Annotated in this window: 22 protein-coding genes; 13 read left to right on the top strand and 9 right to left on the bottom strand. The window is 37.9% G+C overall.

Annotated features, from left to right (window positions below):
• Positions 1–94: 94 nt before the first annotated feature.
• The gene (locus tag V179_RS26965) at positions 95–616 is read left to right on the top strand and encodes a DoxX family protein (protein WP_034300279.1); all 522 of its coding nucleotides are present in this window, start codon (positions 95–97) and stop codon (positions 614–616) included.
• Between the two features lie 115 nt (positions 617–731).
• On the opposite strand, the gene V179_RS29575 is transcribed toward V179_RS26965, so the two are convergent.
• Both V179_RS29575 and V179_RS29580 read right to left on the bottom strand, forming a co-directional pair.
• Positions 732–899 (bottom strand): YfhD family protein, encoded by a 168-nt coding sequence (locus V179_RS29575; protein WP_084552177.1) that lies wholly within the window; start codon positions 897–899, stop codon positions 732–734.
• A 103-nt stretch (positions 900–1,002) separates the two neighbouring features.
• On the bottom strand, positions 1,003–1,128 hold the full coding sequence (locus V179_RS29580) for a YfhE family protein (protein ID WP_084552178.1): 126 nt from the start codon (positions 1,126–1,128) through the stop codon (positions 1,003–1,005).
• Positions 1,129–2,132: 1,004 nt separating this feature from the next.
• Between V179_RS29580 and V179_RS0103445 the strand changes: the two genes are divergently transcribed.
• On the top strand, positions 2,133–2,567 hold the full coding sequence (locus V179_RS0103445) for a DMT family transporter (protein WP_028390291.1): 435 nt from the start codon (positions 2,133–2,135) through the stop codon (positions 2,565–2,567).
• A gap of 63 nt (positions 2,568–2,630) precedes the next feature.
• Here V179_RS0103445 and V179_RS0103450 read toward each other — a convergent pair whose 3' ends face one another.
• Positions 2,631–3,536, bottom strand: coding sequence for a TIGR01777 family oxidoreductase (locus V179_RS0103450; RefSeq protein WP_028390292.1), 906 nt, complete (start codon positions 3,534–3,536; stop codon positions 2,631–2,633).
• 134 nt (positions 3,537–3,670) lie between these two features.
• Between V179_RS0103450 and recX the strand changes: the two genes are divergently transcribed.
• On the top strand, positions 3,671–4,489 hold the full coding sequence (gene recX, locus V179_RS0103455) for a recombination regulator RecX (protein WP_326929531.1): 819 nt from the start codon (positions 3,671–3,673) through the stop codon (positions 4,487–4,489).
• A gap of 78 nt (positions 4,490–4,567) precedes the next feature.
• Positions 4,568–4,888, top strand: a complete 321-nt coding sequence (locus V179_RS0103460; protein ID WP_028390294.1) for a YfhH family protein — start codon at positions 4,568–4,570, stop codon at positions 4,886–4,888.
• Between the two features lie 126 nt (positions 4,889–5,014).
• Here V179_RS0103460 and V179_RS0103465 read toward each other — a convergent pair whose 3' ends face one another.
• Positions 5,015–5,188, bottom strand: a complete 174-nt coding sequence (locus V179_RS0103465; protein ID WP_028390295.1) for a small, acid-soluble spore protein K — start codon at positions 5,186–5,188, stop codon at positions 5,015–5,017.
• A gap of 123 nt (positions 5,189–5,311) precedes the next feature.
• Between V179_RS0103465 and V179_RS0103470 the strand changes: the two genes are divergently transcribed.
• Positions 5,312–5,575 carry a YfhJ family protein gene (locus tag V179_RS0103470; RefSeq protein ID WP_028390296.1) on the top strand — a complete coding sequence of 88 codons (264 nt, stop codon included), beginning with the start codon at positions 5,312–5,314 and terminating at the stop codon, positions 5,573–5,575.
• A gap of 99 nt (positions 5,576–5,674) precedes the next feature.
• On the opposite strand, the gene V179_RS0103480 is transcribed toward V179_RS0103470, so the two are convergent.
• Positions 5,675–6,655 (bottom strand): metal-dependent hydrolase, encoded by a 981-nt coding sequence (locus V179_RS0103480; RefSeq protein ID WP_028390297.1) that lies wholly within the window; start codon positions 6,653–6,655, stop codon positions 5,675–5,677.
• Between the two features lie 298 nt (positions 6,656–6,953).
• On the opposite strand from V179_RS0103480, the gene mutY reads away from it, so the two are divergent.
• Positions 6,954–8,063 (top strand): A/G-specific adenine glycosylase, encoded by a 1,110-nt coding sequence (gene mutY / locus V179_RS0103485; protein ID WP_034300283.1) that lies wholly within the window; start codon positions 6,954–6,956, stop codon positions 8,061–8,063.
• A gap of 129 nt (positions 8,064–8,192) precedes the next feature.
• On the opposite strand, the gene V179_RS0103490 is transcribed toward mutY, so the two are convergent.
• Positions 8,193–8,384, bottom strand: coding sequence for a hypothetical protein (locus tag V179_RS0103490; protein WP_028390299.1), 192 nt, complete (start codon positions 8,382–8,384; stop codon positions 8,193–8,195).
• Between the two features lie 277 nt (positions 8,385–8,661).
• Here V179_RS0103490 and fabL point away from each other — a divergent pair, with 277 nt between their 5' ends.
• The 5 genes from fabL to V179_RS0103515 all read left to right on the top strand — a co-directional run bounded on the left by fabL (position 8,662) and on the right by V179_RS0103515 (position 13,347).
• Entirely contained in the window at positions 8,662–9,411 is a 750-nt protein-coding gene (gene fabL, locus V179_RS0103495; protein ID WP_028390300.1) for an enoyl-[acyl-carrier-protein] reductase FabL, read from the top strand.
• Between the two features lie 197 nt (positions 9,412–9,608).
• Positions 9,609–10,082 carry a gamma-type small acid-soluble spore protein gene (locus tag V179_RS29010; protein ID WP_051404809.1) on the top strand — a complete coding sequence of 158 codons (474 nt, stop codon included), beginning with the start codon at positions 9,609–9,611 and terminating at the stop codon, positions 10,080–10,082.
• Between the two features lie 381 nt (positions 10,083–10,463).
• Entirely contained in the window at positions 10,464–10,718 is a 255-nt protein-coding gene (locus V179_RS0103505; protein ID WP_028390301.1) for a YgaB family protein, read from the top strand.
• 241 nt (positions 10,719–10,959) lie between these two features.
• Positions 10,960–11,487, top strand: a complete 528-nt coding sequence (gene ntdP / locus V179_RS0103510) for a nucleoside tri-diphosphate phosphatase (RefSeq protein WP_028390302.1) — start codon at positions 10,960–10,962, stop codon at positions 11,485–11,487.
• A 96-nt stretch (positions 11,488–11,583) separates the two neighbouring features.
• Entirely contained in the window at positions 11,584–13,347 is a 1,764-nt protein-coding gene (locus V179_RS0103515; protein ID WP_028390303.1) for an ABC transporter ATP-binding protein, read from the top strand.
• A gap of 100 nt (positions 13,348–13,447) precedes the next feature.
• Here the strand turns inward: V179_RS0103515 and V179_RS0103520 are convergent, their stop codons facing one another.
• From V179_RS0103520 to V179_RS0103535, 3 genes are all read right to left on the bottom strand, one after another.
• Complete coding sequence (locus V179_RS0103520) at positions 13,448–14,524, bottom strand: FUSC family protein (RefSeq protein WP_028390304.1); 1,077 nt, start codon at positions 14,522–14,524, stop codon at positions 13,448–13,450.
• 353 nt (positions 14,525–14,877) lie between these two features.
• Positions 14,878–16,176 carry a glutamate-1-semialdehyde 2,1-aminomutase gene (locus tag V179_RS0103530; protein WP_028390305.1) on the bottom strand — a complete coding sequence of 433 codons (1,299 nt, stop codon included), beginning with the start codon at positions 16,174–16,176 and terminating at the stop codon, positions 14,878–14,880.
• Between the two features lie 142 nt (positions 16,177–16,318).
• Complete coding sequence (locus tag V179_RS0103535) at positions 16,319–16,624, bottom strand: hypothetical protein (protein ID WP_028390306.1); 306 nt, start codon at positions 16,622–16,624, stop codon at positions 16,319–16,321.
• 115 nt (positions 16,625–16,739) lie between these two features.
• Between V179_RS0103535 and V179_RS0103540 the strand changes: the two genes are divergently transcribed.
• Together V179_RS0103540 and V179_RS0103545 are read left to right on the top strand one after the other, a co-directional pair.
• Positions 16,740–17,747: an ABC transporter ATP-binding protein gene (locus tag V179_RS0103540; RefSeq protein WP_028390307.1), complete on the top strand. Its 1,008-nt coding sequence runs from the start codon at positions 16,740–16,742 to the stop codon at positions 17,745–17,747.
• Positions 17,748–17,793: 46 nt separating this feature from the next.
• A complete protein-coding gene (locus V179_RS0103545) occupies positions 17,794–18,585 on the top strand; it encodes an ABC transporter permease (protein WP_028390308.1) in 792 nt (263 codons plus the stop codon).
• Positions 18,586–18,587 lie beyond the last annotated feature (2 nt).

Below are 18,587 nucleotides of genomic sequence, written 5' to 3' on the forward strand. Positions count from 1 at the left end.
ACAAACAATCCATAGAACGAGAAATATTTTTTTAATTAATTATGTGAAACATTTCACAAACTTTTATTAAATCCAGTTTAAGGAGTGGTTTACAATGAAAAGAAATTGGAAAAGCGGTCCGTTTATAAGTGGAGTTTGGACAGTGTTAAGAGTATGGTTAGGTATTCAATGGGTAATGGGTGGTTGGAGCAAACTTACTAGTGGTGAATTTAATGCAGGTGGATTTATTCAAGGAGCGATAGCGAATGCTGGAGGAGACCACCCGGCAGTACAAGGTTGGTACGCAAGTTTCTTAGAAAATGTGGCTTTGCCGAACGCAGATCTATTTAGCTTCTTCGTTCAATGGGGGGAATTACTAGTAGGTATTGGCCTAATTCTTGGAGTGGCGACAATTCCAGCATTAATTGCAGGAGCCTTCATGAATCTTAACTTCCTATTGGCAGGGACAGTTAGCACGAACCCAGTTTATTACACAATTGCAATCATTCTGCTTTTTGCGGGGACCGGGGCATACAACTATGGTGTAGACCGCTTTGTACTTCCTTTCATTAAAGCAGGGATGGGTAAATTTAAGGGGAAGGGAAAGGTTTATCGAAAAAGAGAAATTGCTCATTAAGATAGCAAGGATGTCGTAAAGGTCAGACCTCACACTCTTAACATCATATATATGTCATATATCCGATGTAAAGTAGATATGGGGTCTGACCTTTTTGTTTTGGAACATTCTTTTCTTATTGCTTATTGCGTTTCTGTTTTGCCCGTTTATCTGCTGCTTCTGAGCGCTTTTGTGCTTCTAAGTCATCATGGTCAGCTAGCTCTTGGGAAAATTCGATATCAAGTCCATCGCTTATTTGATTTTTAAAGTGTTGATGTGGCTGTTGGTTCTGCTGTTTATCCATCCTTATTCCCCCCAAAAAGCTAAATGGGAAACACCTCATAAAGGTTGTTTCCCATTTAGCTTTTGTAGAAATCATGAGAATATGATAGGGGAATTTATCCAGTCTAATATAGTTTGCTTGACGTGTATCCACCAGCACGATCCGCTTTCTTAAAGTCCCTTGAATAAAGAAATTCTTGTGTGGATGTTAATTTGTTCTTGATTAATTTTTCTTTTCTTTTGCTTCCCATCTTCATCAGCTCCTAATTAGCAGTTGTTCATATTTTTTCCAATCAAATTGATTTTATACGATGAACTTTTTAAGCGTATTGTGTAAGTAAACAAAGTTTAGAATTTATTTACAAGATTCATACACAGATAAAATAATACTGGATTAGACTAAGCATATGAAAGGGAGGGTAATTATGAAACGATACTACTGCAATTATTGTTTAACGCTGACAAAGAAGAATGAGATTTGTAAAGAGTGTGGTAATAAAACGATTAAACCAATAGTGGTCAATATTCAAAAGCAAAAAGCTTAATGAATATTGCTTTTTTTTTGCGGAAAAATAATAAGTTCGCCATCGTCCTCATCTTACCTACCATCCTTAATCCGCAGTGATATTCCATGTTCTTCAGAAAATTATTAGAACTACCAATTTAACTTTAAAAAAGATCAAAAGCTTTTTGACGAGATTATATGCGGTCTTGTCTTCAGGAGTTTTTTAGGAGAAACAAATGAAATTTGGATAACTTCATTTGTCTACCGGATTAAGAAAAAGTAGTCTACTTCGGCGGCTAATGCTCGGCCTTTTGTTCAAAATGATTAGAAGAGGTAACAGATCAAGAAGAATAAGAATTGGATCGATTCACTAGTCCTTAAAGTGCATATTCAGAAGTACTACTTCACATTTTCTATTGATTCCTGCATAATTGGAATTGTTAGGAATAATGCCATTTTTTGAAGGTTTAAAAGACCGAACCGACAATCTCCGAATGATAAGACTCAATGTAACTAAACGCTACAGAAGTTTAATTAACCTATTGTTGTGAAACATATCATACAGCGGCGTTTTTAGTTGTGTTCCCTTAATCGGGTGCGTTGTGTCACATTATCAAAACGTTTGCTAACCATTTTTCGACTGGGAATCGGACGAACTATCAGTGGGGATGAGATGTTCTTTATGCTGTATCATGTAGTATATCTTTTCTATAAAGAACATAATTAGAGTACATAAGGGAGATGAAGTTTGTGAAATGGATATACCTGTTGATGGCACTAGCTGGTGGACTTGCTGTAGGAATCCAGGCAGTGGTCAACGGAGGGCTTGGGAAAAAAGTTGGGACGATAGAAGCTTCGTTTATTTCATTCTCTGTCGGCACAGCCGCTTTATTTTTCGTTGTGCTTTTTTTGGGCAAAGGGAATTTACTGGCGATTTCTGAGGTTCCGAAAGGGCAATTAGTTGGCGGACTGCTTGGCGCTTTTTATGTAGTGATCATGGTGCTAACTGTTCCAAAGCTTGGAGTTTCTTCAGCTCTCTTTGCGGTTATTGCAGGGCAGATTATTATGGGGGCAATTATCGACCATTTTGGCCTGTTTGGAGGGGAGAGATTCGCCCTTGATGGAAAGAAAGCAGTAGCAATCGTGCTCATGCTCGGATCTATTTATTTATTTAATCATAAGTAGGTAGAAATTTGTCTGGAATGACAAGAAAAGAAAAAGACCAAAATGGTCCTTAACTTTTATAAATTATTTTAATAAATCGTGAAGTGCTACTTCTAGATTGGGGAAAGTGAAGGTGAATTCATGACGTTGTAAAACGTCTGGAATCACCTTTTGTCCTTCCAATACGAGGGCACTCATCTCGCCAAGCATTATTTTTAACAAAAACGATGGCACAGGAAACCAATGAGGTCGATTGAGCACGGTACCAATTGTTTCTCCGAAGTTTTTCATTTGCCGGGGGGATGGGGCGCTAAAGTTAACAGGTCCTTTAATCTCGTCATGTTTCACACAAAACAAAAGTGCTCTAGCTACGTCTGTAATATGAATCCAAGAAAGCCATTGTCGTCCTGTTCCAATTGTCCCACCAGCAAAAAAATGATAAGGGGTGACCATCATAGGGAGCGCTCCTGCACTCTTGCCAAGTATGACCCCGAAACGTGCAAATACTAACCGGTGGCAATATGCTTTTGCCTTTGACGCTTCTTTTTCCCATAATTGAACTGTGCGTGATAGAAAATCTTCTTCAAAGGTTCCGCTCTTTTCAGTAAAAACCTCTTTTTCTGACGTTCCATAATATCCGATTGCACTGGCATTAATGACAACCGCTGGTTTTTTTGTAAGCATCGAAAGGATTCGAATCATTTCTCTCGTTGTCTCAACCCGACTCTCGACTATTTGACGCTTTCGTTTATCTGTCCAACGCCCGCTGTTTAAGGATTCCCCAGAAAGATTGATGAATGCTTCAATACCTGCAAGCTCAATTTCAGGCCTTGCAGATTGTACAAGCCATTTCACATATTTAACACCAGTAACTGTTTTTTTGTCTTCTGGATTTCTTGTAAGTATATAAATTTCGTGGTTTTCTTTTCTAAGCTCTTGAATAAGAGCCATTCCGACAAAGCCGCTTCCACCTGCTATAGCAATTTTCATCATAAGCCTCCTCGTTGCAAGCTTGATCCTAGTTTTTCAAGCAGTAAAACCCTCCCATAATGGAAGATTCTTATACTTATTTCGATTCTTTTTCGCATATCCCTTCTTTAAAATATGGTACATTAGATGAAGAGGTGGTATTCTTGGCGGTTATTACGAAAATAACAACTCAACAAAAACGAACTGACCGATATAATGTCTTCATGGACTATGGAAGAGGAAAAGGTGAGGAGTACGCCTTTAGTGTTGATGAAGAAGTATTATTGAAATTTCAATTAAAAAAAGGTATGGAAATTAATGAATATGACCTTGCCGATATTCAACTGTACGATGAAATTCAGAAAAGTTTTACAAGCGCATTGAATTATTTATCGCACCGTATGCGCTCAGAGCAAGAAATTCGAATGTATTTAAAGAAAAAAGAAGTGGATGAACCGATTATACAAGAAGCAGTTTTGAAACTATATAAATATAAGTATTTAGATGACCTCGAGTTTGCTCGTGCATTTGTAAGAACCTATGTGAATGGTGGTAATAAAGGGCCGATTATCATTCAGCAAGAATTAATCGAAAAAGGAATCAAGCAATCGCTTATTGAGCAAGCGTTGATGGAATATCCGAGTGAGCAGCAAATTGAACATGCTGTTGTGATGGCTGAGAAAGCAATTAAGAAAGAGACAAAGCTTTCTCTGCGGGCCTTACAGCAAAAGTTGGACCAACTATTATCTCGTAAAGGGTTTTCAAGGGATGTAATCTCGATTGCTTTACAAGAGATTACAATTGAGAAAGATGATGACGAAGAGTGGCAATCTATCATGTATCAGGCTGAAAAACTTAAACGAAAATATCAAGGGTATACCGGATATGAATATGAGCAGCGAATGAAGCAAGCGTTATTTCGTAAGGGCTTTGCAATTGAAATAATAGAACGGTACTTAGCCGATGAAGAGTAAAGTTTTTAAAGTGAGTACACAATTTTTTAGAAAATATGCCAAAAATTATTGAGGATGGTATTTAAAGAGGTGCTAATGATGAGTGATTCTAGATATAGCCAAATGTCAGCGTATGAGCTTCAACAAGAAATTGCTAGTTTACATGAGAAAGCTCGTAAAGCGGAGCAGCTTGGAATGGTTAATGAATTTGCAGTCCTTGAACGGAAAGCGATTATGGCAAAAGCTTACCTTCTTAATCCAAAAGACTATATACCTGGTGAAATGTACAGCATTGAAGGGGATCCAGGAACGTATTTCAAAATTGATTATCTAAATGGGGTCTTTGCCTGGGGCTATCGATTAAGCGGAACAAAGCAAGATGAAGCTTTGCCAATTTCAATGTTAACACCAATTAAATAAGGAGAAATTTCCATCAGTGGCGGTGCTTCATCCACCACTGATGGTTAGTCACGTTCTAGAGTCGCTAATCTCTCCGCGCAGCAAATGCAAGGTTAGTCCCACCACTGAGAAGGATGTAACAGCTTTTTAAAAATTATCTAGGCTATCAGAGGTTCTTTCATTTGAGGCTCTCATGCGTTCCTGAGGATGGTCATTAATCGTTCCATCTGCACGCTTTGACGAAAATTCAGATTTTGCTCGAGGTCCACCTTCGAACCTATTTTTGTTTTGATTTTGGAAATTACTCGCTTTATTTCTCATATTTTTTCTCCTTCAAACAGTAGTTATCGTCGCGCTTCTTAAGCGCGTAAGAATAGTATTGGCAAACATCTAGGAAGTATGATTAATTCTATAATTAAAAAATTGGTAAAGGAGAGTAGATTGATGGAAGAATATAAAGAACAATTAATTGAACGATTGTTACAAAAAAATAATCAAATCACATATGATCAAGCATTAACTTGGGTAGAGTTATTTTGGGAAGATTTTGAAGCAACTTATGCGAAAGCTGGACATGAATATGCAGGAGCGGAAATGACTTTGAAGGTTGTCACACAATGGATTGACAATTATGGTGAGCGACTACATGATTTTGTTGCGAAAAATCCGAAATATCGTCATTTGCTGCAGGGGGAAAATGAGATTTGATGTTCACGAAATAGAAGGTCAAAAAAAGGGTCTGACCTCGCAATCACTGTGTATAGTAGTCGCGGGGGGTTGACCCTTTGCATTTTGGATCATTCTTTTTTAAAGTGGAATGAGCTTCAATTTTTTGCGCAATTTATCTTCGCTGAATATCCAGCCTGTATAGGAATTTTTAATTTGAAGATCATGGTCCAGATGAACAACAGCCACAAAAGGGTAGAATCCGTTGCTACGGTATCTAAGGTCTATAAACCGAACCTCGAAAAATTCATCGATTTCAGCAATTTCGAAGCGATATACTGGTGAAAAAGACAAGAAAGCGGCTAAATTTTTATCATGTTTCGCTGCGTGGAGAATATCACTATCGGGTAGCGGAATTCTGTCAAATGTATCGAGAATTGTCACAATTCCATTTTCTGCACGAGCTACATAATAATGTTTCTCGGAGATAACTGCAACTTTCCAGCGATGGTAGCGCATCGTAGGTGATAAAATAATCTTTGTTGCAGTTGGTATTTCTTTTTTGACCGCTGCCTTTATGAAACGTTGTTCTCGGAAGCGAGCGATGTAGTAGATGAGCAGTATAAAGTAGATCGTAAGAAATGTGTAGCCAGGCGGAAAACCGAAGCCCCAAAGAATAAGACCGGCAACATGAATCCCGAAAATAAATGGATCAAATGTATTGATAATGCCAAATGCTACCCATTTTGACGAAATCGGCCGAATGGCTTGCGTCCCATAGGCATTAAAAATGTCAACAAATACATGAAGAAATACTGCAAAAAAGGTCCAGAGCCAAAGGTGTAGAAGATTAGAAGAAGAAAATATACTATAAAGAAAGCCGGTAATTAATATTGGCCAAAGTAATACAGCTGGAATGGAATGGGTAATTCCCCGATGATTTCGAATATAGACAGCATTGTTCCGTAATTTAAGTATGGTATCGATATCTGGAGCCTGGGAACCAATAATTGTACCAAACATAACTGCTTGAGCAGTGAGTGCGTTGTCTGCCACGATAGGATCTAAAGTGGCCAGTCCTCCAAGAGCGATTCCCATGACAAAGTGAGTACCTGTATCCAAAAAGCCAACCCCTTTGTATTTGATTGTAGTAGCTTACGTGTGATGAATCGCTTATTAATAACATCCGGATTTAAATTATCGATGATCATATACCGTTATTTTATCACAGAATATTTCAAAACGTATTTATCCCAGTTTTAAATAATTGGAGGGGATAAAAACGTCTGGTGGGAAGTTTCCCATTAATCCTACTATACATCATTCAATCACATGATATACTTTGTTAGAAATAAAATGTACGTTCATCTTTATTTATATTCCCCTTTTTTTATGAGGTTAACATCTTGGAGGCATAAATGTGAAAGAAGAAATACCTGCATTAAAGACAATAGATAGAAAGCAATTTCAACATGACTTAATTTCTTGGTTTGCTAGTGAACATCGAGACTTGCCATGGCGTGAGAACAAAGATCCATATCGAGTTTGGGTTTCTGAAATTATGCTTCAGCAAACTCGTGTAGACACCGTGATTCCTTATTTTAATAGGTTTATGGATTGGTTTCCTACACTTGATGATTTCGCAGAAGCAGATGAAGAACGTGTTTTAAAGGCATGGGAAGGTTTAGGTTATTATTCCCGTGTTCGAAATTTGCATAGCGCTGTAAAAGAAGTGAAGGCATCGTATGGCGGTGTTGTTCCGGATACGCCTGAAGAAATTGCAAAATTAAAAGGAGTAGGACCATATACAGCAGGTGCGATTTTAAGCATAGCATATGGCAAACCAGAACCAGCTGTAGATGGGAACGTGATGCGCGTATTTTCACGTATTTTACTAATTCGTGAAGATATTGCTAAGCCAAAAACGAGGAAGACTTTCGAAGCAGCGGTTCGAGATTTGATTGACCATGATAATACATCTTTTTTCAATCAAGCTCTTATGGAGCTAGGTGCATTAATTTGTACGCCAGGAAAGCCTGCCTGTTTATTATGTCCGGTACAGGAGCATTGCGAAGCATTCAAAGAAGGTGTCCAATCAGAGCTACCAATCAAAATTCAAAAGAAAAAAACTCGTAAGGTACCACTTGTAGCGGCAATACTTACGAATCATAATGGTGAATTTTTAATTCATAAACGTCCAAGTGACGGCTTATTGGCTAATCTCTGGGAATTCCCTAACTTTGAAATTCACACCGGTCTTTTGGCAAAGCGCGATTTTTTCAATCAGGAATTGGAAGAATTACTAGGTGTAACATCAGAGCTGGGCGAGCTTTTAGTAAAGATAGAGCATGTTTTCTCACATCTTGTTTGGAATGTTGATACATTTACTGGAGTTATTTCAACAGAAATGGACGAGGATCTTATGATAAAACATCAATTCAAGTGGGTAAGTGAGATCGACATTGAACAGTATGCATTTCCTGTCCCACATCAGAAAATGATGGCGGCTTATAAAGAGCAAAAAAAGTAAACTAGAAGAAGGCGTCCCAAGAAGAAGGGTCAGACTCCAAGTGAGTTAGTGCGAGGTCAGCCCCTTTTTGAGGCACCTTCCTAGTTGTAAGTGATTAGGGAACATAAAGTATTGCACAGAACGCATTCTTCACATGTTCTGACTATTCAGTCCGCCGCGATTTACGATTTCCTCCACAATTTCTCGATGAATCACTTGTCCTTCTTGGTTTAAATAAGGTACCATTTGTTGAAGAGAGTGATGAAAAAAAGCAAGTTCATCTTTTTCCCACTCTGACTTTGGCAGCATCGATAATTCTGTCATATCACGACCAACATACATATTTGCAACCTCCTTATTGTATTGTATAAAGGACATGGGACGGGGCTTCTCGACTTGCTAATAATCTCTAATTAGCAGGTAGACTTTTTTACTTTAGAAGGTCCCCGAAATCCTGCTTCGCGCCGCTCCCATTATGAATAAATGAGTGTAGCGTGCTACAGGGTCGATCCTTTTTGGTAAATGGTGGTGTTTTACCGCCATATTTGATTTGCAAATCATTCTATTTTTTATATTAAACGCAAACTTTATTCTTAACTTTGGAAGGATGAATCAATTTATGACACAAAAAGTAGCACTTGTAACAGGAAGTAGTAAAGGACTTGGAAGAAGTACTGCATTAGCGCTTGCATTGGCAGGCTATGATGTAGTGATTAATTATGCACGTAGTAAATCGAAAGCACTGGAAGTAGCAGCAGAGATTGAAGCAATCGGCAGAAAGGCATTGGTTGTGAAGGCGAATGTTGGCGATGTTGAAAAAATTAAAGCAATGTTCTTAGAAATCGAAGAAGTGTTTGGTCGATTGGATGTATTTATTAACAATGCAGCTTCGGGCGTTCAGAGACCTGTCATGGAACTTGAGGAGTCCCACTGGAATTGGACGATGGATATTAATAGTAAAGCTTTTCTTTTCTGCGCACAACAAGCTGCAAAGCTTATGGAGAAAAACGGCGGTGGCAAGATGGTTAGTATCAGTTCTCTCGGTTCGATACGTTATTTAAAAAACTATACAGCTGTTGGGGTGTCCAAAGCTGCATTGGAAGCACTAACCCGTTATCTTGCTGTTGAACTGGCACCAATGAATATTTGCGTTAATGCGGTATCAGGTGGTGTTATTGATACGGATGCACTTAAGCATTTTCCGAATCGCGAGGAATTATTGGCAGAAGCTGCTGCTGAAACGCCAGCTGGAAGAATTGTTTCAATGGATGATATGGTCAAAACAATCATGTTTTTGATTTCTGAAGATGCAAGTATGATTCGCGGTCAAACTATTATTGTAGATGGTGGAATCTCTCTTTTAGTGTAGGCTTTGTTAAAGCTCATTGTTGATTTTGGCACTATATTGATTGGAGCAGTAAGCGAACGCATGAACTGGAAATCCAACAGGCAAGTTTAACAGAGCCTTAGTGTACAAGAAAACAGTAATTGGATAAATTTAGTTTTAAAATTATGGATATCTAACAGCCTTCCTGGTTATCTTATTATTCGTGGAGGTGATTACGAATGGCAAAGAAAACAAAAGCAGGCACAGATGTTCAACATGTACAAAAACAAAATAGTGGTGCAGCTTCTGGGCAATACGGCACTGAATTTGCGAGCGAAACGAATGTCCAAGAAGTAAAGCAACAAAATCAACAAGCGGAAGCTGGTAAAAGTTACGGTGCTCAAGGTTCAGGACAATACGGTACTGAATTTGCAAGCGAAACGAATGTTCAAGAAGTAAAGCAACAAAATCAACAAGCGGAAGCTGGTAAAAGTTACGGTGCTCAAGGTTCAGGACAATACGGTACTGAATTTGCAAGCGAAACGAATGTTCAAGAAGTAAAGCAACAAAATCAACAAGCGGCAGCTGGTAAAAGCAGCGGCGCTCAAGGTTCAGGACAATATGGTACTGAATTTGCAAGTGAAACGAATGTTCAAGAAGTTAAAAAGCAAAATCAACAAGCTGAAGCTCAAAAAAACAAAAACCAATTTTAAGCTAATCATTTGCATCTGTGAAAAGGCATCCTTATTCGAGGATGTCTTTTCCTTTTTAAACAAGGCTCTATTGTGTTTTTAGCAAGTAACAAATTCGAACAGATGTTGATTGGAAGATACGGAACTCCTGTCGTGAAGCATTGAGTAGGCTTTAGAGACCGCTCGGGGAAAGCGAGTAGCTGTAACAGAAATCACAATGTATACGGAAAATAGTCTTAAACAAAAAGTGTAAGTTTATATTTCGATAAAATCCGATTATCCACATAAATAATCTAACGACAAAACTTCTATTAACTCTACATAATCTTTTAAAGGAAATTGCCTATGAACCAAGAATACATTACGATAGATAAAAATTCTTTCGGTGAGGTGGGATCCTAAATGCGAGAATTTGACAGGCTGATTAATGAGCAATTAAAAACGATGGATAAATTATTATTTATACAAACAGAATTGGAACGATGCCAAGAGATTGAGAAAGAATTATATGACTTAGAACGAAAATCGCAGTTAGGTACTCTACAAGACGAAATAGAGCAAATGAAACAAGAGCTAAATGATATTCAAAGTCAGTTTGAAAAACAAACCGAAGATGTTATCCAATATTATCAAAATGAACTAGCAACCGTGAAATAATAATGTAGAGATTAATTATTGGTCAAGATGAGTAAAAACGAATAAAAGCAGTAGAAACATGGAAAATCAATGTTTTTCACTGCTTTCGCCGTTTTTTTACACATTTTTACTGAATGATTAATCTCTTTTGTTTTAAAATTTGCGATAAATCGCTATAATAAGGAGATATAGGAAACTTGACAGGGTATATACAAATGAACTTAAATCAGATGTTGTTAAAAGAAAGTAGGGGAAAATTAATATGGAGATTCCCACCGAAGGAGGAAGGATCCAAATTCAGAGTTATAAGCACAACGGTCATATCCACCGAATCTGGGAAGAAACCACCGTATTGAAAGGGACACAGAATCTTGTCATCGCTGCTAATGATCGCACAATGGTAACAGAGTCTGATGGAAGAACGTGGATTACAAGAGAGCCGGCTATTTGTTACTTCCATTCGAAGTATTGGTTCAATGTGATCGGCATGCTGAGAGAAGACGGTGTTTATTATTATTGTAATATTAGCTCGCCGTTTATTTATGATTCGGAAGCGCTTAAGTACATTGATTATGACCTGGATATTAAGGTGTTTCCAGATATGACCTTTAATCTGCTGGATGAGGATGAGTATGAGAGACATCGGAAAGAAATGAATTACCCGGAAGAAATCGATCAAATATTGAGAACGAATGTTGATTATTTGATCTATATGATTCGTCAACGAAAAGGTCCTTTCTCTGCAGAATTTATCGATTCGTGGTATGAAAGATATTTGACCTACCGTTGAGCTTAACCTGTTGCCTATCCAACAGGTTTTTCTTTCGAATCAACAATCAGTGTGGGTTTTATGAAAACTACACTATAGTAAAAATGGAGGATTTCTGTGGAGAGTATAAAAAGATATTTGCATTTTGTAAAACCTTATAAGTGGCAAATCGCAGGTACAATATTAATTGGTTTGCTGAAATTTGCCATTCCGTTATTGATTCCGCTTTTATCTAAGTATGTTGTAGATGACATTATTGCTGGTTCTAAGTCTGTAGATGAAAAAACAAATCAGCTGTTTTGGGTCATTGGGATTATGCTGTTTGTCTTTGTTGTGCTGCGCCCACCGATTGAATATTATCGGCAATATTTTGCACAATGGGCCGGTACAAAGATTCTCTATGATATTCGCAATAGCCTATTCACCCATATTCAAAAGCTCAGTTTTAAGTATTATAGCAACACAAGAGCTGGGGAAGTGATTTCCCGGGTGATTAATGATGTAGAACAAACGAAGAATTTTGTCATAACTGGGTTAATGAATTTATGGCTTGATATTGCGACGATATTCTTTTCTGTGGCGATTATGTTTACAATGGATGCGAAGTTAACAATTGTCAGTTTAATTATGTTGCCATTCTATGTTTTCTCAATCAAGTATTTTTTTGGTAGATTGCGTGGTTATACAAGAATTCGTTCTCAGGCTCTTGCGGATCTTCAAAGTCATTTACACGAAAGAGTTCAGGGGATGCCGGTGATAAAAAGTTTTGCCATCGAAGATTATGAACAAGAGCGATTTAATAAACAAAATAAGAATTTCCTTGATAAAGCCCTTCGGCATACGGGGTGGAATGCGAAATCGTTTGCTGTAGTGAACACAATTACTGATATCTCTCCGCTTATTGTAATCGGCTATGCAGGCTATGAGGTGATTCATGGGAATTTGACATTGGGCACGATGGTCGCATTTATTGGCTTTATTGATCGTCTTTATAATCCGTTGCGTCGTCTCGTCAATTCTTCAACGACTATGACGCAAACATTAGCATCGATGGATCGAGTGTTTGAATTGGTAGATGAAAAATATGATATTGATGATAAAAAAGGGGCTACTGAATTAAAATACGTTAATGGTAACATTACCTTTGATCATGTCTCATTTGCTTACGCAGACAATGAGCCGGAAGTACTGACTAATATCCAGCTTGATGTAACTGCAGGTGAAACGATTGCTTTAGTTGGAATGAGTGGAGGAGGGAAGTCATCGCTGATTAGTTTGATTCCACGTTTTTATGATGTTAGTAAAGGAAGAATATTAATCGATGGAAAAGACATTCGTGACTTTAAGGTGCGCAGTTTGCGGGACAAAATTGGGATGGTGCTACAAGATAATATTTTATTTAGTGAGTCTGTGAAAGCGAATATTTTAATGGGTAAACCAGATGCTTCGGATGAAGAAGTGATAGAGGCGGCCAAAGCTGCCAATGCACATGAATTTATTATGAACCTTACGGAAGGATACGATACGAAGGTTGGTGAACGTGGAGTCAAGCTATCAGGTGGGCAGAAACAGCGGGTAGCCATTGCCCGGGTTTTCCTAAAAAATCCGCCGTTACTTATTTTGGATGAAGCAACATCTGCATTGGATTTAGAAAGTGAGCATCTTATTCAAGAAGCCCTTGAAAAATTAGCCAAAGAACGAACTACGTTTATCGTAGCTCACCGATTATCGACAATCACTCATGCGAATCGGATTGTTCTAATTGATCAAGGAAAGATAGCAGAAATAGGTTCACATGATGAATTAATGAAATTACAAGGTCGTTATTACCAATTATTTCAAGTTCAACAACTCAACTTAATAGATTACTCTACAAATTGACGCAGAGATTATGGGGAATTTGATGTCAAGTTTAACGATAACCAAAAAGAGGACGACAGATGTCATCCTCTTTTTTCGTTATCTAATAATCTAAGACTGCTTATTCATCTAGCTTTACTGATACATGGTTTTCGTCTTTATGAAACGATTGGAAACTGTTAATTAACTTTTCAAGATGCTCGAGTTGTTCGTCATACTCATTAATATATGCGATTAGTGGAACTAATCTAGTGGAGAGTTCAGCCAGCTCATGATCCATTTCATTATGCTGTTTGAAAAATAAATCGAGAAGTTCTTCCCTAGTTAAGCAATTTTCCATCCAGTCTTCCGCGTAACTCCCTGTTCGAATTTTCCTAATATGCTTCAGGAGCATTTCTTCGTGCTTGTAAATAAGGCAATCAATATGCTGAATGATCCTCAACTGAAAATCATCAGGCATCATACTAATTTCATTTTCAAATTTATGAATCCGTCTTAAGGTTTCATAGGCTTTTTTTGTCGTGATGATTAGTTGACGATATACGACAAGCTTTCTGGATGTAGAGATGTTTTCCTTCTTGTATTTACGTTCCTCCTTAAACATGGAAAAAAGCTGTTCCATATTTAATAATTCGTCCTTGATACGGCTGATATCTTTTTTTAGTAGCGTATGCTCTGAGGCATGGCGTGTACTAATTCGAATCCATTTTAAGATATCTTCGGTTGTGTTACTAATTTGTGAGTATACTTTAGCTTCATACTTTGGCGGGATGAATACCAAGTTCACAATGAATGAAGAAAGAATTCCTAATAAAATGGACAGAAACCGGAACGATGCGAATTCCAGGAAGTTACCTTGCTGATTTTCCATAATCGCGACGACTGTAACTATGGTCAGAACTATGGAACTTTCCATTTTTAATTTTAAGTTTATCGTAATGACAATTACAACAGCTAACCCGACGATAAATATATGATTCCCAAAGAGTATTACAAATAAAACGGCGACGATTGCTCCAATGATATTTCCTTGTATTTGCTCCATCACTGTCTTAAAAGATCGATAAATCGTCGGCTGAATAGCAAAAATAGCAGAAATCCCAGCAAACACTGGAGCTGGAAGGTTTAGAATTTGAGCTAAAAATAAAGCCAAAACAATTGCGATTCCCGTCTTAATTATGCGGGCACCAAACTTCATGAGTTAAATTCCTTTCTTTTTCAGTTCTTTTCTATACATGTATGCGGTAATTATTTAATTATGAAAGTAAAGGTTCGTTTATGTACTACTTTACACGGAAAAGAATATAAGTAAACAATAATGTAATATACAGGGTTATTAGTGTAGTTTCAAGTACAATCTGTAAATGTATAGCTAAATTTGGAAAGATAGATAAAAAGAAGGAGGTAAAGTATAATGAGAGCTCCTCATCATTTCAAAATGAGAGGAGCTGACTTAAAAATAAGGTGTTTACGTTTTACCCGTTTTAACGGGCAATAAAGCCCACCTCAAGGTTTAGAGGAATAGTAGAAGTTAAAGAAAACCCCTTAGGATCATTTTTGTTCCTTAAGCATTTTAAATGCATGCTCAACTGCAATTAAAGTATCGTGGATATCTTCCTCTGTATGAGCGGTCGTTAAGAACCAAGCTTCGTATTTTGAAGGTGCAAGATTGATACCTTGGTGAAGCATAAGTTTAAAAAACTTCGCAAATACTTCTCCATTTGTATTTTCTGCTTGTTCGTAGTTTTCAATTTTTTCGTTTGTGAAGTAAATCGTTAAAGCACCCTTTAAACGGTTAATCGTAATTTCCGTACCATGTTTTTCGGCCGCTTTTAGGATACCTTCTTCAAGTATTGCGCCTAATCGATCTAATTCGTCATAAATGCCTTCTTGTTTAAGAACTTCTAGGCAGGCAATACCCGATAACATTGAAGCTGGGTTACCAGCCATTGTTCCAGCTTGATAGGCTGGTCCAAGCGGCGCGACAGTTTCCATGATTTCTTTTTTACCACCATATGCTCCGATTGGCAGTCCGCCGCCAATGATTTTTCCGAGCGCAGTTAAATCTGGCTGAACTCCGAGCATGTCTTGGGCACCACCGTAACAGAAACGGAATGCAGTGATGACTTCATCAAATATAACCAGTCCACCGGCTTCGTGTGTTAATTCAAGAACCTCTTCTAAGAACCCTGGATTCGGTTCCACGATGCCAAAGTTACCGACTATTGGTTCGACAAGGACAGCTGCGACTTCGCTTCCCCATTTATTTAGTGCTTCTTTAAAAGGCTCGATATCATTGAATGGGACAGTGATAACTTCTTTTGCAATTGATTTCGTTACACCAGCAGAATCAGGTGTGCCAAGTGTTGCTGGTCCAGAACCAGCAGCGACGAGGACAAGATCAGAGTGGCCATGGTAGCAGCCGGCAAATTTAATAATTTTATCGCGCCCTGTATAAGCCCGCGCTACACGAATTGTGGTCATCACTGCCTCAGTGCCTGAGTTGACAAAACGAACTTTATCCATAAATGGCATCGCTTCTTTAAGCAATTTTGCGAACTTTACTTCATGGGGAGTAGGTGTTCCGAAAAGGACTCCTGTCTCAGCCGCTTTCTTAATCGCTTCTGTAATATGGGGATGTGCGTGCCCCGTAATGATTGGGCCATACGCAGCTAAGTAATCAATATATTTATTACCGTCTACATCCCAGAAATATGCACCTTCACCGCGCTCCATTACTACTGGCGACCCTCCGCCAACGGCCTTATATGAACGAGAAGGGCTATTTACTCCCCCGACAATATGCTCTAACGCTTCCTTATGTAAACTCTCTGAATTCGTAAAATTCATTTAAATCAACCTCCTAATATAACTTCATTCCTATCATACCATTAATTCGGGAAATGGGGTCTGACCCCGCATTTACATCCAAAAACCCTTGCTGCAAGTGAGTTTGCGAGGGGGAGAAAATCCGGGAAATAGGGTCTGATCCCTAAAGATGCATCTGGATGAAGGTGAGAAGTGCGATAATGGTTTGTGGCTTGTCGATGTTGAATTCCTGGTGCCGTAGTTCACCTTTTGGGTTGTAGGGTATAATTTTACCTGTACCTTTTTCTTCATTAACAAATAACTTAAAACTGAATGGAGTTTCGGTGATAGAACCAGAATCATCTCTCTCGATAATTTGTGCTAATAACTCTCCGTAATTTTCTTCAAAAAGAAAATCGTAACCACTGTTTTGAGCTAACTTTTCAACTTGTGATAATATTAATTGTTGTACAGAACCGATTTCATTCAATCTACTCAACTCTCTTTCACGGGTTTTACATCCTATTAGGCATTTTTATTGTTTTACAACAGAGCATTGGATAGACTAATTCATTGGGTAACTAAGGCAATTGGAGGAATATTACATGAATAATGCAATTGAAGTATCTCAACTGCGGAAGGAATTCAAATCGTATTCCAGCCGTACAGGATTAAAAGGTGCATTTCGTGATTTATTGACACGGAATTATAAAATTGTCCCAGCAGTAAACGATATTAATTTTACTGTAAAACAAGGCGAGATGGTAGCTTATATTGGGGAAAATGGGGCGGGAAAATCGACAACGATTAAAATGCTGACGGGAATCCTAGAACCCACCTCAGGAAAATTGCGCGTAAATGGAATGAACCCACATCGGGAACGGGAAAAATTTACACGGACGATCGGCGTTGTATTTGGGCAACGATCTCAATTATGGTGGGATATTGCTGTTCAAGAGTCATTTAGATTACTGAAGAAAGTGTATAAAGTATCGGACGAGCAATATAACGAGCATATGGGGCATGTCATAAAAACGCTAGACATTGGCCCTTTATTAGATAAACCCGTTCGGAAGCTTTCCCTTGGTCAGCGCATGCGTTGTGAATTAGCTGCAGCATTGATACATAATCCACCGCTATTGTTTTTGGATGAACCGACGATCGGACTAGATGTCCTCGTTAAATTGAAAATCCGTGAATTTCTTAAAGAAATTAATGAGAAATACAATACGACCATTTTATTGACGACACACGACCTTGGGGATATTGAAGCACTGTGTAACCGTGTTGTTATGCTAGATGAAGGGAAAATTGTGTATGATGGTGAGCTTGATGCTTTGAAAAACAATTGGGCTGAAGAAAAAGAAATTCACTTTCAGTTTATGAATCATGTAAACCTATCTGAGCTTAATTCTCTTCCACTTCAGTTTTCTACTGATTGGGAATATGACGAAAAAAATCAAACCTATATTGCTAATATAAAAGGAGAAGATGAAAATATCTCTCAACTGATTTCTGCTGTAATTTCTCATTTTAAAATTAAAGACGTGAAAATTCATGAAACATCGATTGAGGAGATTGTTCGTAATATTTATGAAAAAGGTATGAATTGATTACGTGAAAAATCTCGTTCGTACTCAATAGAAAGGAGCTCAAATCTTGGAAAAGTATTTAGAGATGATACGCATGCGATTTTTAATGATGCTGGCATATCGAACTGATTATTATACGGGAATATTAATATACAGCATTAATATTGGTGCTTACTATTTTTTATGGAATGCGATTTACGGAGAAAAATCCTCTATTGAAGGATTAACGAGCATCCAAATGACAACTTATGTAGCGATTGCATGGATGGCACGTGCATTTTATTTTAATAATATCGATCGTGAAATCGCGCTTGAAATTAAAGAGGGAAAAGTAGCGATTGAATTGATTCGACCATACAACTATTTAGGTATGAAAACGATGCAAGGATTGGGAGAGGGAATTTTTCGATTTTTTTTCTTTTCAATTCCAGGGATGATTTTGGTTGCACTTATTTTTCCAATTCAGGTTCCTCATCACCCGGCAAGCTGGGGGTTATTCGGTCTATCGTTGCTGTTGAGCTTTATTATTAACACACAGATTAATTTACTCACAGGGATTACAGCGTTCTTCTTTTATAATAACGCAGGATTAATTCGGGCCAAAAGGGTTATCATTGACCTGTTTTCAGGCTTGATATTACCGATTAGCTTTTATCCATTTTGGGCTCAGGACATTATGAAATATTTGCCGTTTCAAGGGATTAGTTATATCCCAAGTATGATTTTTACCAATGGTTTTACTGGCGGTGAAATCGTTTATGCACTACTTCAACAATCAGTTTGGGTGCTTGTTTTGTTGGTACCTATTCGACTACTTTGGACAGCTGCGAAAAAACAGCTGATCATACAGGGAGGTTGAAA

The organism is Bacillus cihuensis, assembly GCF_000504145.1.
GTDB classification, from domain to species: domain Bacteria; phylum Bacillota; class Bacilli; order Bacillales; family DSM-1321; genus Peribacillus; species Peribacillus huizhouensis.

Coding starts and splice junctions, on each gene's coding strand:
- V179_RS26965 (WP_034300279.1), top strand. CDS start 95: ATGAAAAGAAATTGGAAAAGCGGTCCGTTTATAAGTGGAGTTTGGACA.
- V179_RS29575 (WP_084552177.1), bottom strand. CDS start 899: ATGGATAAACAGCAGAACCAACAGCCACATCAACACTTTAAAAATCAA.
- V179_RS29580 (WP_084552178.1), bottom strand. CDS start 1,128: ATGGGAAGCAAAAGAAAAGAAAAATTAATCAAGAACAAATTAACATCC.
- V179_RS0103450 (WP_028390292.1), bottom strand. CDS start 3,536: ATGAAAATTGCTATAGCAGGTGGAAGCGGCTTTGTCGGAATGGCTCTT.
- V179_RS0103460 (WP_028390294.1), top strand. CDS start 4,568: ATGAGTGATTCTAGATATAGCCAAATGTCAGCGTATGAGCTTCAACAA.
- V179_RS0103465 (WP_028390295.1), bottom strand. CDS start 5,188: ATGAGAAATAAAGCGAGTAATTTCCAAAATCAAAACAAAAATAGGTTC.
- V179_RS0103470 (WP_028390296.1), top strand. CDS start 5,312: ATGGAAGAATATAAAGAACAATTAATTGAACGATTGTTACAAAAAAAT.
- V179_RS0103490 (WP_028390299.1), bottom strand. CDS start 8,384: ATGTATGTTGGTCGTGATATGACAGAATTATCGATGCTGCCAAAGTCA.
- fabL (WP_028390300.1), top strand. CDS start 8,662: ATGACACAAAAAGTAGCACTTGTAACAGGAAGTAGTAAAGGACTTGGA.
- V179_RS29010 (WP_051404809.1), top strand. CDS start 9,609: ATGGCAAAGAAAACAAAAGCAGGCACAGATGTTCAACATGTACAAAAA.
- V179_RS0103505 (WP_028390301.1), top strand. CDS start 10,464: ATGCGAGAATTTGACAGGCTGATTAATGAGCAATTAAAAACGATGGAT.
- ntdP (WP_028390302.1), top strand. CDS start 10,960: ATGGAGATTCCCACCGAAGGAGGAAGGATCCAAATTCAGAGTTATAAG.
- V179_RS0103520 (WP_028390304.1), bottom strand. CDS start 14,524: ATGAAGTTTGGTGCCCGCATAATTAAGACGGGAATCGCAATTGTTTTG.
- V179_RS0103530 (WP_028390305.1), bottom strand. CDS start 16,176: ATGAATTTTACGAATTCAGAGAGTTTACATAAGGAAGCGTTAGAGCAT.
- V179_RS0103540 (WP_028390307.1), top strand. CDS start 16,740: ATGAATAATGCAATTGAAGTATCTCAACTGCGGAAGGAATTCAAATCG.